The organism is Neobacillus sp. FSL H8-0543, assembly GCF_038592905.1.
In the GTDB taxonomy this organism is placed as follows: Bacteria; Bacillota; Bacilli; order Bacillales; family Cytobacillaceae; genus Neobacillus.
On the sequence record NZ_CP151943.1, the window covers coordinates 2,142,618 to 2,155,623 of the forward strand.

General features: G+C 37.9%; 14 protein-coding genes and 2 pseudogenes. 9 read left to right on the forward strand and 7 right to left on the reverse strand.

Annotation, left to right across the window (positions count from 1 at the left end; genetic code table 11):
• Positions 1–170 precede the first annotated feature (170 nt).
• Positions 171–316: pseudogene (locus NSS81_RS10535) on the forward strand (excalibur calcium-binding domain-containing protein); the annotation flags it as partial.
• Between the two features lie 72 nt (positions 317–388).
• Here NSS81_RS10535 and NSS81_RS10540 read toward each other — a convergent pair.
• Together NSS81_RS10540 and NSS81_RS10545 are read right to left on the reverse strand one after the other, a co-directional pair.
• Positions 389–1,090, reverse strand: coding sequence for a response regulator transcription factor (locus NSS81_RS10540; protein WP_342433452.1), 702 nt, complete (start codon positions 1,088–1,090; stop codon positions 389–391).
• A gap of 105 nt (positions 1,091–1,195) precedes the next feature.
• Positions 1,196–2,137 (reverse strand): c-type cytochrome, encoded by a 942-nt coding sequence (locus NSS81_RS10545; RefSeq protein ID WP_342433453.1) that lies wholly within the window; start codon positions 2,135–2,137, stop codon positions 1,196–1,198.
• A 505-nt stretch (positions 2,138–2,642) separates the two neighbouring features.
• On the opposite strand from NSS81_RS10545, the gene NSS81_RS10550 reads away from it, so the two are divergent.
• The 8 genes from NSS81_RS10550 to NSS81_RS10585 all read left to right on the forward strand — a co-directional run bounded on the left by NSS81_RS10550 (position 2,643) and on the right by NSS81_RS10585 (position 9,076).
• Positions 2,643–3,548, forward strand: a complete 906-nt coding sequence (locus NSS81_RS10550) for a hypothetical protein (RefSeq protein ID WP_342433454.1) — start codon at positions 2,643–2,645, stop codon at positions 3,546–3,548.
• Complete coding sequence (locus NSS81_RS10555; RefSeq protein ID WP_342433455.1) at positions 3,545–3,883, forward strand: replicative helicase loader/inhibitor; 339 nt, start codon at positions 3,545–3,547, stop codon at positions 3,881–3,883. Before NSS81_RS10550 ends, NSS81_RS10555 begins: the two co-directional genes overlap by 4 nt.
• 46 nt (positions 3,884–3,929) lie before the next feature.
• Positions 3,930–5,123, forward strand: coding sequence for a replicative DNA helicase (locus NSS81_RS10560; protein ID WP_342433993.1), 1,194 nt, complete (start codon positions 3,930–3,932; stop codon positions 5,121–5,123).
• Between the two features lie 989 nt (positions 5,124–6,112).
• Positions 6,113–6,895: a hypothetical protein gene (locus NSS81_RS10565; RefSeq protein ID WP_342433456.1), complete on the forward strand. Its 783-nt coding sequence runs from the start codon at positions 6,113–6,115 to the stop codon at positions 6,893–6,895.
• A 328-nt stretch (positions 6,896–7,223) separates the two neighbouring features.
• Positions 7,224–7,814 carry a competence protein ComK gene (locus NSS81_RS10570; protein WP_342433457.1) on the forward strand — a complete coding sequence of 197 codons (591 nt, stop codon included), beginning with the start codon at positions 7,224–7,226 and terminating at the stop codon, positions 7,812–7,814.
• On the forward strand, positions 7,798–8,118 hold the full coding sequence (locus tag NSS81_RS10575; RefSeq protein ID WP_342433458.1) for a helix-turn-helix transcriptional regulator: 321 nt from the start codon (positions 7,798–7,800) through the stop codon (positions 8,116–8,118). The genes NSS81_RS10570 and NSS81_RS10575 overlap by 17 nt, the downstream gene beginning before the upstream one ends.
• 270 nt (positions 8,119–8,388) lie before the next feature.
• On the forward strand, positions 8,389–8,676 hold the full coding sequence (locus NSS81_RS10580) for a helix-turn-helix transcriptional regulator (protein ID WP_342433459.1): 288 nt from the start codon (positions 8,389–8,391) through the stop codon (positions 8,674–8,676).
• A 223-nt stretch (positions 8,677–8,899) separates the two neighbouring features.
• Positions 8,900–9,076 (forward strand): hypothetical protein, encoded by a 177-nt coding sequence (locus NSS81_RS10585; protein WP_342433424.1) that lies wholly within the window; start codon positions 8,900–8,902, stop codon positions 9,074–9,076.
• An 878-nt stretch (positions 9,077–9,954) separates the two neighbouring features.
• On the opposite strand, the gene NSS81_RS10590 is transcribed toward NSS81_RS10585, so the two are convergent.
• The 5 genes and pseudogenes from NSS81_RS10590 to NSS81_RS10610 form a co-directional block, all read right to left on the reverse strand.
• A complete protein-coding gene (locus NSS81_RS10590) occupies positions 9,955–10,272 on the reverse strand; it encodes a hypothetical protein (RefSeq protein WP_342433460.1) in 318 nt (105 codons plus the stop codon).
• A gap of 30 nt (positions 10,273–10,302) precedes the next feature.
• A complete protein-coding gene (locus NSS81_RS10595; RefSeq protein ID WP_342433461.1) occupies positions 10,303–10,818 on the reverse strand; it encodes a YkvA family protein in 516 nt (171 codons plus the stop codon).
• A gap of 432 nt (positions 10,819–11,250) precedes the next feature.
• Entirely contained in the window at positions 11,251–12,015 is a 765-nt protein-coding gene (locus NSS81_RS10600; protein WP_342433462.1) for a DUF4230 domain-containing protein, read from the reverse strand.
• A gap of 355 nt (positions 12,016–12,370) precedes the next feature.
• The gene (locus NSS81_RS10605; protein ID WP_342433463.1) at positions 12,371–12,526 is read right to left on the reverse strand and encodes a hypothetical protein; all 156 of its coding nucleotides are present in this window, start codon (positions 12,524–12,526) and stop codon (positions 12,371–12,373) included.
• A 231-nt stretch (positions 12,527–12,757) separates the two neighbouring features.
• Positions 12,758–12,898 (reverse strand): annotated as a pseudogene (locus tag NSS81_RS10610) (YokU family protein); the annotation flags it as partial.
• Positions 12,899–13,006: the final 108 nt, after the last annotated feature.

Here is a 13,006-nt window from a genome sequence, read left to right on the forward strand (position 1 = left end):
CTATTATCGGGGTTATTGTATTGAAAAAGTATTTAGTTGGTTTATTTGCTTTATTTTTAGTTTTTAGTTTAGTTGCTTGTTCATCTGAAAGTTCAAAAACCTCAAAAGCAGAGGATAAGAATGAGGAAAAGAGTTCTGAGGCCAAAACAAAGGCAGAAGCAGAAGCCAAAGCAGCTGCAGCTTCAAGTGGAGGATCAGAGCTCTTTGCAATTGTACTAAACTAAGAAAGAAATATCCAAATGGTGTAGCTTCTGATCATCCAGCCTATCAATCTAAAATGGATAGAGATAACGATAATTTCGCTTGTGAAAGATAGTGTATTATCACTTAGTAGACCTTTCTAAGGTATTGAATTATGAATGACTTCGGGGAGTGACAGGCACCAGTATCAACCCTCAGTTGTAAACTTATAGCCAATTCCTCTTAACGTTACGATAAAGGAATAATCTGTATACTTTGCAATTTTTTCTCTCAGATTTTTGATATGAACGTCTACGGTCCGTTCGTTTATTACCTTTTCATTCTTTTGATAAATGGTATTGATGATTTGTTCCCTTGAAAGAAGTTGATCTGGGTGGGTCATAAATAGATAGAGTAATCTGTACTCGAAATAAGTTAAATCAAGTACTTCATCTTGGAATTTAACAATTCCTTTTAATGGTTTAATCGTCAACCCTTTATAGCTTAGTTTACTGCATCGATTGGCAGTTCTTCGTAAGACCGTTTCAATTCTAACCGACAATTCTTCTAGATTATATGGTTTACCGATGTAGTCATCGGCCCCTCGTTTCAGCCCATCGATTCGATCCTGTTCCGAATTATTTGAAGATACAATGATAATTGGTACGTTACTTTCTAATTCGTAACGCATCCAGAAGCAGACCTCGAGTCCATCCATATCAGGAAGAGCTGTTTCTAAAAGTACAAAACAAGGATCGTGTCTTAAGTACATTTCACGAGCTGTTTGTCCATCAGCGGCCTCTAATATTTCGAATCCCTGCCTAGTCAGATGAAATCTTAACACAGCTCTATTTTCACTATTGCTATCTATAATAATAATAGTTTTCCCTCTCAATTTTTTATCTTCCAACTTCTTCAGCCCCTTGCCTCCATTATAGTGATAAAAAGAGTTTCACAAAAGGTTGTATTTTATAAATAGAAAAACGACCCGCTGTTAACGGGCCATTACCTTTTATTAACTTTCCGTATCCTTTTTCCCTGCAAGTGTTTCATAGGCTGCATCATCCGGGGCATCACCTTTGGGCCAGTCATTAATTTTATCAGGAAAATCAGGTCTAGCCATAGAGTTAATATATGCTGCGATGTTCATCGCTTCTTCATCTGTAAAGGAACCTGCTTCATAACCACCCATCGGTACTTTAGGCATATATTTTTTGATAAAGCCTCCTGCCGTTCTTACACGAGACATACCTGCTCCAAGATTGTAGGATTGTTCTCCCCAAAGCGGAAGTCCTGAGGCACCACCATCCCCACCTTCTCCATGGCAGGTAATGCAAGCTTTATTGTACAGCTCTTGGCCTGCATCCACATTTAACTTAGTTAGATCACCTTCAGCCTTTGGCATTTTTGCCCATGGCCTTTCCTTTGTACCCTCAGGAACATTAGTAGAGATATAATTATAGTAGGCAACCATTGCTTTCAATTCCTTGCTATCTACCGGAAGGGGTTTTCCATTCATACTTCTTTTAAAACAGCCGTTAATACGGTCTTCGATTGTAACCACCTTCCCCGCACGTGGATTGTATTGCGGATAGGTTTTTGAAATACCTACTAGGTCAAGAGAGGAACCTACTCCACCGTCCGCATGACAACTGGCACAACTTAGTTTGTTTCCTACATACCCATCCAAAACAGTGCTTGTTTCATTATGTTCTTTATACCCTAATTTAATTAATTCCCCTTCTTCCCCTTCAGGGACATCTTCCATACTTGGAGGTAAATAAGGGTGTTCTGGTTTGGCTTCTGTTTGTTCTCCAGGCATTGATGATGGTGCTGATGCTGCAGAACTTACCTCAGGCTGCCCCTTTGAATCTAGTACAAATAAGAAAAATACAGTAAATCCAAGCACGATCGTGCCAACAATAGCAACAACGGAAGAAACAAGTAATTTATTCATGTTTAAGCTCATCTCCATATCAGGCGGATTTCTCTTAAGAGAGGATTTTTCCGAATTGTTTTTACAAGTTCATTATCCAAAACCATTGTTAAGATTCAGTTAAGTAAAGTTGAGCGTTTCGTGAACATGGGGTAAATGAGAGGATAGTTCACTAAATGTACAAAAGTAAGCTAATCCTTCTCAAAAAGGCCTCTAATAAGGAAATCTCTCTTATGTAAGAGGTCAAGTAATCTCTATGTCTTTCTTCGTTTTCCCGAAAGTGAATGAATCTTAATTGATGAAAACTGTTTTATCTTATTTATTAAAAACTGTTGATTTCTACTTGACGGTTACATGGCACCATCCCCACACATTCCATTGAAGATTCAGTTATCTACTACTCTACAAATCTCGACATATATCGGGGAGTGACAGGCACAGGAAGAAAAAAATTTTCCACAACCCTGTCCTTTTCCGCTTCTTTTCTATATATAACAGGTGAGAATAACTTTTGGGAGATGGTTGGATGTCTGGATGGGTGAAGTTGACGAAGCAGTTTACAAATGATGAGTTATGGAACAATGTGACGGCTTTCCGGCTTTATGTGTGGATCTTACTAAAGGCTGCTTACGAGGATGGAATTGTTTTGAATGGGATGAGGTTAAAAAAGGGACAGTATGTAAGAGCGTATTCCCAGTTAAGTGAAGATTTGATGTACATAGAAGGTAGAGCGAAAAAGGTGCTTGCAAAAAGTACTGTGAAGCGCGCAGTCGACAAGCTTGTGAAAAAAGGACTGCTCCTCGCGGAAGAAACACCGTTAGGAACTCTGTTTACCGTCGTAAATTCCGATGACTTTAAATGTTTGGATGGAATAGATGGTTTTTTTTGCTCTCCGTTTCGCGAAACAGTAGTGGAACACTCGCAAAACAATAACAAAACAAACCGAGAACAATATAGAAGAAATCAAGAAGGTAAGAATGGAAAAAATAATGATAAGGCCCATCTCGCAAGCATCAAGGAACAATCACATTATCTCCAAGAAAGTAAAACCAATAATCAAAAACACCTGATCCCTTCAATCGATAACCCAGAGGAAAAGAAAAAACGGATTACCAGCCACTATATCAATTTACGAAACAATGGATTTATTTTAAGCCCAAAAGATGAATGTGCCATCGAACGAATCTGTGAACTTCCTTTAAAAACCGAGCGGCTAGAATCTTTGTTAGAGGGAGTTTTCAGTGATTATCTCAGGAAGAATCCGAATGGGAAAATTAGCAGCGCCTTGTATTGTGAAAAGGTCCTAATGACCATACTAGAGGCAGAGAAAAACGGTAAACAATTCAAAAAATCAAAGAAGGAATCGATGTCTGAACGGGTGGAACGTCTGATTGAGGAAGGAAAAATTGTGTTATCGGAGGAATCACAATGACCAAGGATGAGGTAATGAAACTTTTAGTACTGATTGAATCGGTTTATTCCCACTGCACCTTTAAGGATGAAACAGTTCAGCAATGGTTTCAATTTTGTTCTGAAATGGATTATGAAAAGGTATTAGCGAGACTAAAAAGCCATATTAGAAAAAGTCCCTTTCCTCCTGTTATTGGGGAGATTGCGGTATTCGAATTTGAAGAAAATCATTTTCCAGCCACGTTACAGGAATGGATGAAGAAAGGACGGGAGAGAATTGAATGCGATCACAAATCAAACCAACGAATTTCCATACCAAACTGGCTATCCGAATATTCAACAAGAAAATCTGTTTGAGGCGGAAGGTATCCTTCTAGGCGCGGTCTTTCTGGCTCCTGAACTGATTCATGAAATCAGATTAGAACCATGCCATTTTTCGCAGAAACGGAATCAGCTTCTGTTTCAGACGTTCCGGGAACTGCAAATGGAGAACAAGCCGATCGATTTAGTCCTTGTGGTTGAAAAATTAGGAAGCATGGACATGGTCAGTGTTAGTTATATGACGGAAATTGCAGGTTGCTGTCCAACCACAGCCAATTATGAACACTATCAAACCATTATTCTGAATGAATACAAACTTAGAATGTTTAAAGGGTCCGCAACTCATTTCCTTAAAGAGAAAACCTTCGAAGCAGCCGAGGATTTTTATAAAACTTATATCGATATGCAGGATGTCGGGAAGGTAAATGGCAAATCAAAGCGAGATGTCCTTTACGAAGTGTATGAAGAGATGGTCGAGGATCATGGAGAACTTTCAGGAGTGGATACTGGGTTTTCCTTGCTCAATAGCATGCTAAATGGCCTGCAGAATGGTGATTTGATTATCATCGCGGCACGGCCATCGGTTGGGAAAACCGCCCTGGCTCTTAATCTAGCAAAAAACTGCTGCACATTAGGCGGAGCTGTTGATTTCTTTTCGCTAGAAATGCCCGCAAAACAGTTAATCAAGCGGACGCTAAGCGATCTTTCCTATGTGGACGGTTCCAAATGGAAAAATTCCTATCGCTATTTCAGCGAAGTTGACTACGAACGGGCGGTACATGCATTAGAAACGTTAGACCAATGGAATTTTCATATACACGATGAGCCCCGGCAAACAGTTGCCGACATTCGCGCAGCCATCCAGAAGACGAAACGGGAGCATCCCGTTGGCAAACATTTGGTAGTCATTGATTATTTACAACTGATAACCCACACGAAGCGTTTTGAGCGTCAGGATTTGGCGGTGGGTCATATCACAAGAGAGCTAAAGCAGATTGCCAGACTTTATGAGGTACCGATTGTCCTGTTGTCCCAGCTGTCCCGAGGTGTGGAGCAGCGGGCGGACAAGCGTCCGGTAATGTCAGATTTGCGGGATTCCGGTAGTATTGAACAGGATGCCGATGTGATTATGCTATTAAGCCGGGGTGAATGGGAACAGGAAAGACCGGATAAGAGTGAGCAAATAAACCTGAACATCGCAAAGCATCGGAATGGTCCCGTCGGAGTGATTAAACTGGCGTTTGAGAAGAACTTTAGTCGATTTCGGAATGATTAATTGGGATGGTCATAGGTGACCAATGGGCCAGCTCTCATGGATGATTTGGTATAAAGCATAAAGGTTACAATCATTACTCTAAAACCATAAAGCCAGCTGAACTGTCCCTTTGACACCGAGCGAAGCCCCTCCTCTCCTTTGCCATCAAAACAGACCCGCCTTCACATAGTCCGTATACAAGCAGTAGATTTCATACCAGTTTTCACACTTTATTACAAAACCCCTTCTCGACAAACTTCTCTCCTTCAAACTCAACCAAACCCCGCTATCACAGCAAAAACAGCAAAACCAATCAAACGTTTGATTAGTATAAATTTCACTAACTAATCGTTTGATTAAATACATCCAAACCCTTTTATTTAAACGAACACAGCCCAGTTCGTTAGGAAATTTTCTGTCGATGATTGGCCACAATCTTCGATAAGAATCTTCTATATTAATTTATAAAAACGATTAACCTACAAAAATCAGCTCGTTTTGATACTACACAAACGATTGATTAAAACTGCACCAAACACCGATAAATAATGAGTTTCTATTAGAAAATGCGTCGAAACATGTCAACCCGTTGTGCCAGATCCCATAACCTTGCACAGGTTATGAAACACATGAAACGTCCCCCTGTTTCCGACCGGGACTAAGGAATTTTCGAGAGTTTGGTCGTTATAAACCTTCCATAACGAAATTCCATCTTTTTCTCTGACATTTGCGCTGTCAAAACGAGGTCATGCACATCTAAAGTGAACCATTTGGAACCGTCCCCTTGGCTATTTTTCCTGACCCCAAAATTCGAATGAAAAATCTCACCAAAATGCAAAAAACGGCTTAAAAATTCACTTTTGAACGCGAAAATAAGTGTTTGGCTTCAAAAAAGGGGTAAAAAATGAATTTTGGTTGTTCGAATATTAAATCCATCCGGGCTATCTTTAGGAAGAATCGTGCGCTTATAAGAGTCCCTGAACTAAACGATCAAAGGGTGGAGAAAAAGGATGAATTTAAAATCTGGAAGCATTGACAAGTTTGAACAGTTTTCACAATTCAGTTCGCTTAAGGAATTTAATACTCATTTCGAAATGTGGCTGGCTATTCATAAGCATGATTTTTCAAAAGGGGAATTGCTTGGACTAAAACGTCTTGTCCGTTTTGCTGCAAAAATCCCTGGCGTTTGCAATGCCAAAATCGGAACGATCTTAAAAGCGATTCACGAAGAATACAAGAATAACGGCATTTCACGCTCGACGTTTAAACGAATGATCATAAAAGCAAAAGAGTTAGGCTTAATCACTGCTATTGAAACAGAACGAAAAAACGGTTCACAATCAAGTAATCTCTATGTATTTCTTCGTTTTCCCGTAAGTGAACCACCTAAACAAGAAATAATGAACCACCCTAAAGAAACTAGTAATCTTTCTAAAACTAAAAAACAAGAGATTAATAAACGTCAAGAAGAACCGTCCGTTTTGGATCACACATTTGTTAGCGATCGAGTTCCACAACCATTTGTTCAGCTAGTGAACTATTTCTTCTCCGAAGCAAAGACAATTGAGGAATATTGGCATATGACGAAAATTGCAGCCTACCGCAATAATCTGGAAAACGAAATGGAAAACGTTCTTGATATTGCGATCCAGTCATTCAAGCAGTTGATCCGCAAGCTAAAATTAACTAGTAAGGTTAGTAAACCCATCGCATATTTTTATGGGATCCTCGACCAAAAGCTTACAGAATTCTATTACAGGAGGCTGGATGAAATGGTTTGGGATGATGAGTAATTGATGGAAAGGGAACTTTTGTCTTTTTAAATGGGCGCAATTCACAGGCAATGGAGTATGGTTATGTGTCAGATTTAGAAACCTCTAAGCATTATTTCACTAAACGCAAGGTATTACGTATTGCAGTACGTGGAGGGCTATTGTCCGGGATTATCTAATGGATAGGACGGGAGAAAAAACCCGTCAAAACGTCCCCTTGGCTCCCAACCGACAAAAAATTCAATAATATGACAATATTTGTATACTACCGTATATGTTAACAGGGGCTATTTTAAGGTGTAATAGAATTGTAAGGAATATTGTTATAGACATTTGAATGGTAGAGAGGATGGGAAAAGAGATGAGAAACGAGATTGATCTTGATTGCTTTTTGGTTGCTAAAGACTTGGTGTTTATGATGGGGGAATATGATCGGTACGGAAGGTTATGCGCAAGAATAATAAAAGGAAAGAAATCCCATCTTGTCAATAGAACATGCGTGCAGATTCTAAATGATTCACTTAATTGCATAGGTTATGACTTAAAAGGGGCAATCAAGGGGGCCAGGTCGATACTTGGTAACCGTAACATGTGTCCCGTGATGGTCAATCCCTATCAAATTATCTGTCTCTTCCCTATTAAGTCACCACAAAAGGAAGATTGTATTTGGTTCAACCCAGATCATATAGTAAAAACCAAAGCCTATGGAAATAAAACACTCATCGAATTAAGCAATAACCAATCAATTTTAGTTGATTCAAAACTCTACTCATTTAACAACAAATTGCAAATCGCTAATCAGCTAAAGCAAATCTCATCTCAAAGAGGAAACCAGCCTACTTCTATGAATCTTCACCTCACACGAAAAAAAGGACACCAGTTTTCCAAAGATAAGACAGGCCGCTACAATTTTAATGAGTTAGATGAAAAAATTGCTTGATCAGCTATCCGGCTCAAAAATTGATTTAAGAAGGAGAAACTCATTGTATATTGGTATCGTTTTAAAAAGGATCAGAATGGAAAAGTGTATATCACAAGAAGAAGTGGCCTTTAGAAGCTCAATAAATCGAACCTACATTAGTATGCTAGAAAGAGATCTTAGTAAGCCAAGTCTGAAAATCATATTTGCACTTGCGGCTGCACTTGAAATCAAACCCTCTGATTTCATTAGAGAACTTGAAGAACATCACGAGAAGAATCAGATAAGCTGGATCGTACAGTATAAAAAACCGGTAAAGATATAAACTCAAAAAATACAAAGGAACAGTAAAGCAGCAATGGATAATAGTGAAACCACCCTCTTGGGTGGTTTTCTTGCAACCGGGGCATTTCTCATCGTTCTTAGTAATGAAGGTATCATTACATAAACTAAGACACCCAAAAAACCCATCAGAACCGTCCCCTTGGTCCCGTTCCTATTAAAATATTTTCATCAAAAATAACATTTTACACTCTATAGAGCGTGGTGTGTGGTCGGTGGTCGTTATGTAATTGGTCTAAAAAGGAGAATTCCTTTGGAAGAGACCAAAATAGGACTATATATAGGTATTGGATTAGGTAGATTGAAAAAAGAGAGAGGTTGGACACAAGAGAAACTTGCTGAAGATAGTAATCTAAATACTCGATACATCCAAGACCTTCTGTATAATGAAAAGTCACCTTCTTTAAACAGTGTATACTTGATTGCAAAAGCATTTGGGATGGAGATTGATGATTTTCTTACAAATATTAAGGCAGAAATTGTTTACAAATATCCTCCCATTCCTGAAGAAAAGAAGACAAAAAAACGTCCCAAATCGTAAATTACGATTTGGGATTTTTCATCACTATCACCTACATAATAGTTAAAACTCAAGCAAAGAAAATATTGGTAAATTATGCGCCCTATTAGCGATATAATTTATTTATCTTATTAGACTATTTTACAATCAATCAAATATCGTGTTGGGGTGAAGCAAGTTGGTGCAGAGAGTAAAAAAAATGGTAGTTTGGGAGAAGTTTGTATATAGACGCAGATGTTATTATGTGGAGATCTTTTACTTAGCTGATGGGACCTATCAAGCATCTGCGGTGGCAACCACCATGCTCCACCCGGATTTCTATAATGTGTTAGACGGCCCAACTGGGCTAGGAGTGGATGTTACGAATCCCTATAGGGCTGTTACGCGGGCGATAAAAAGTCTCAAAACTCAATACGCGTAAGTTTGAGGGGCAGAAGTCATATAATCTTTCCTTTGTTGATATGGAGGGATTATATGGCTATGAAAGTTTTGAGTAACGACCCGCAGCACTCCCTATCAATAGAGCTGTAAACCCTAAACTACATTTAATACTTTTTAACAAAACCGAACTACTTTTCACCCATTATTACAAAACCGCCTCTCGACAAACCTCTTGCATCAAAAATCACTCAAACCCCTTTATAACAGCAAAAACAGCAAATCCAATCAAACGTTTGATTAGTGGAAAATATACTAAATAATCGTTTGATTAGATACAGGCAAAACCCTTTATTTAAGCGAACACAGCCCAGTTCATTAGAAAATTTCTGTCGATGATAGGTCTCACCCTTCGATAACTTTCTTTAATATTTATCTATAAAAACTAGTAACCTACAAAAATCAGCACATTTTGATACTACACAAACGTTTGATTAAAACCACCCCAACCATTGATAAACAGAGAGTTTCGTTTAGAAAACGCGTCGAAACATGCCCCTCCTGTACATAGAGACATTCTTCAGACACATCACCTGAAGTTTGATGGCACAAAAGGGAATTCAAAGTATGCGATAACTGGAAATCAATGGATCGTGTCAGTCACCTGGATCTCTGCTATTTCTCTGTCCGTAAAAAATAGGGAGTTGGCTAGTCAACTCCCTATCAGGTATGGAAAATCCAGTATAATTGGATTTCCACTAGCTGGTACTTGTCACCAAACCAATGAAACTACCCATCTGGAAATTCTCTGGTTGGTGCCACCTTAGCCACAGCCATCTCGACAAAATTCGGGGAGTGACAGAACGGAACTTTAGGGCGCAACGCACTGTTACCCGAATCTTGCACCACTAACCAACCCAGTTAGTTGAATTGATAATTCTTAAATCTCAATTTCTTATCGCAATACTCTGCATAGCCCTCATGAACTAAAATTGCTGCAACATAAGAAGTTATTACTGGACCATTTTCATGGGTATTCAACCAATGTCCCAAACTACCTTCATTTAAATCTGCTATGGTCCTTGTCTCCTCAATTGGAACTGTTTTATTGCTGAAATTGTTCAATAACAATTGAATTTTGTCTTGAGCCACTATTTTTTGGGACCTTAAATCCCCATACACAATATTAATACCGTCTTTTATAGAACCCTCATATTGAAACAATGCACCTCTAGCCAAAGTTTTCAATTCGACCAATGCTAACACCTCTTAACTACCTAGTTTATTATCAATCTCAGTTGTATTTACATTCTCTCCAAATAAATCTTTTAGTTTATTTTTGGCTTGCATTTTAATTTCATCATCCACATATAAAGCTACTTGAACTAAAGCGAATATTACAACACTTAAGTCGTCAGCATATCCTACACCAACTGCTAAGTCGGGGATAATATCTAGAGGTAAAATAAAATAACCTAAGGCCCCAACAATGGTTGCTTTAACTTTTAATGGTACATCTGGCTTTTGAAGAGTGTAATAAAGTAATAGAACGGCGTACACTACAGAAGTTCCAGCTCTTTTAGAAAATTTTTGAACCTTAGTCCAAAACTTTTCCTCTGAGAAATGCTCCTCATGTTGGTTAATATCTTCAGCATTCAGTTTTTCTGCTTCATCTTTTAAATCAGCAACTAGTTCTTCTTCAATTTCAATTTTGTCCACTTCATCAATATTAGATGAGGATAATTCGTCTAGATCTATTTTCTTCTTAAATAGAATTTTTAACATGAAATCACTCCAATGATTAGTAAATTACATTTACATTTTACACCACAATTATCCATTTACCATCTTTTAAAAAACTAGTATTTCAAATAAATAAGTTTCTATTCGACAGCTAATAGGTTAGAGATGAAGGTAGAGACCGTTAAGCTAGGATAACTCCTTCTTAGCTTGGTGACCAATACACATTCTAGAGATTGCCAGTCAAGGAGTGCACTTGACAGACAATCTCTAGAATGGAACAATTAGAAAAGCTAAAAAGGGGTGGGTATTTTCTTTGCTTGAAATCTATTACACCCACACTAAATAGCAAAGAGCCAAAAATATTTGGTTAATGATTGGCAATTTCTACAATAAGTAGAATCCGGTAAACCGCTATGGTTCGCCACGTAAATTACAAAACAGGCCTGTCCCTAGTAGTATGGGCAGGCTGTCATATTAGTTAAAAGTGACATTTACGGTATAACCAATATTCTTAAAAAATTCCTTTAACACTTTTTCTGCATTTTTCTCTGCGATATCTAGTAAACCAATAGATTTGGCTTCTTGACGAACTTTCTCTTGTGCCTCAGCGACCTTCTCAATCCCCTCATCCATTTTAGCATCAGCACGGAAAAGCCCACCATTTTCATAGGTTAGTATTTTATCCGTCTGTACTGATGGTTCCTGGATGAGCTTTGCATGAGGAAGGGTAATATCTATTTCTTTTGTTTCTTCATTAATAACCATGTCCTTCGAAGTAATCCCTTTCAAATCAACACCAGCAATAACCGTCGCAGGTACAATGAATAGTAGTTCTCGCTTTGTTCCTGGTAGATTCTTAGCGATGTCTTTCCCAAAAATCTTATTATCCTCTACGTGTATAACCTCTTTCATATAAGCTTCAGCTGTTGCCAATGTGGCTAGCCCTTGAACACGTTCAACAAACGTGACAGACTCTTGTTTGAAGGTACTGCCCGAAAATAGCCTAAATAATCCTGAAGTGATAACTAATAAAACAAGGATGGTCAAAATAATCTTCCATCGACCAGCTTTTAAGAAAGACTTAAATATTCCCTTCGGTGGAGATACAGATCTTGAGTTATGATCTACCGCAATAGTTGCAGCACTTTGCTGTTGTGCTTCCTTTAATTCCATTAATAGTCTTTCTAGCTGTGCAATTTTTTCGTCTTTTTCTTCTATAATTTCTCTATTTGTATCCATTTTTTCCACCTCTCATTTTTACCATTACAATGCTTATCCTTTTAATCCACTAATCTATTATGTGAGAAATTAGCTAACTAATAGCGCCACCTAAAGAAATTTTATACTAAAAAAATAATAATGTTCCAAGGAATCCCTATCTTCCTATTTCTACTTGCGAAATTAGTAAATTTAGAACCAGACCCTTTAATCTGATGCTCATAGAACATTGGGATTTTCACTGGAAGTTCTAGCACTTTGTACCAGATTTTCCAAGGGTGAAACTTAATGGTGATACTAAGGAAACAGAGATATTATTTCCTCTATATAGTTGCGACTTCCATTTACTTAGTATCCCTTTCGAGGTTAGAGCACCTTAAATCCATGTTTCATTTGCACCATTTCGCCCTTTGCATTGCTGACCCTCTTGTGTACAATCCTTATAACTGATCCAAAGGTCAACACCTTTCTCATTATCACCAGTTGCTTCTAAAGTAATGTAATCAACCTTTTCTTCCAGAACTTTGAGCAATTGATAAACACACCAGTTAATTTCATATCTATTTCTCTATTTATCAGCTCTTCCAGCTTTTTAGTATGGCATTATAATCACCTCAGATTTATCAAATAATAGAAACCCAATTTCTTTGCAATACTTGTCATAAATTATATTCTTTATTCTGTTCTCATAAATCGATGTTATGAAGATTTTGTTACTACAAATATTCGACAAATTTCTGTAAGAATCCTCCAAAAAAACATATTAAAAATAGCACCCATCACTGAGTGCTGTTTGTAAGTGCAAACTAGGAAGAATATCAAAATAATTTCTCTTCAACAATCTAGGTAATTCCAATAGAGCCTTAAAACTTATCGAACTACCAATCTATTTTGTATCCACTAAAATTGTGTATCATAAACGCCTCACAGATGAGGTTAAAGCTGACCGGTGAGCTGACCCCAAAATTCAATATATAAAACATCAATTAAATAGGGAATATCTAATCTTTCA

What these genes read in the sequence shown, in the direction of transcription:
- NSS81_RS10545 (WP_342433453.1), bottom strand. Translation starts at nt 2,137, where the DNA reads ATGAATAAATTACTTGTTTCTTCCGTTGTTGCTATTGTTGGCACGATC.
- NSS81_RS10550 (WP_342433454.1), top strand. Translation starts at nt 2,643, where the DNA reads ATGTCTGGATGGGTGAAGTTGACGAAGCAGTTTACAAATGATGAGTTA.
- NSS81_RS10555 (WP_342433455.1), top strand. Translation starts at nt 3,545, where the DNA reads ATGACCAAGGATGAGGTAATGAAACTTTTAGTACTGATTGAATCGGTT.
- NSS81_RS10565 (WP_342433456.1), top strand. Translation starts at nt 6,113, where the DNA reads ATGAATTTAAAATCTGGAAGCATTGACAAGTTTGAACAGTTTTCACAA.
- NSS81_RS10570 (WP_342433457.1), top strand. Translation starts at nt 7,224, where the DNA reads ATGGGAAAAGAGATGAGAAACGAGATTGATCTTGATTGCTTTTTGGTT.
- NSS81_RS10575 (WP_342433458.1), top strand. Translation starts at nt 7,798, where the DNA reads ATGAAAAAATTGCTTGATCAGCTATCCGGCTCAAAAATTGATTTAAGA.
- NSS81_RS10595 (WP_342433461.1), bottom strand. Translation starts at nt 10,818, where the DNA reads ATGTTAAAAATTCTATTTAAGAAGAAAATAGATCTAGACGAATTATCC.
- NSS81_RS10600 (WP_342433462.1), bottom strand. Translation starts at nt 12,015, where the DNA reads ATGGATACAAATAGAGAAATTATAGAAGAAAAAGACGAAAAAATTGCA.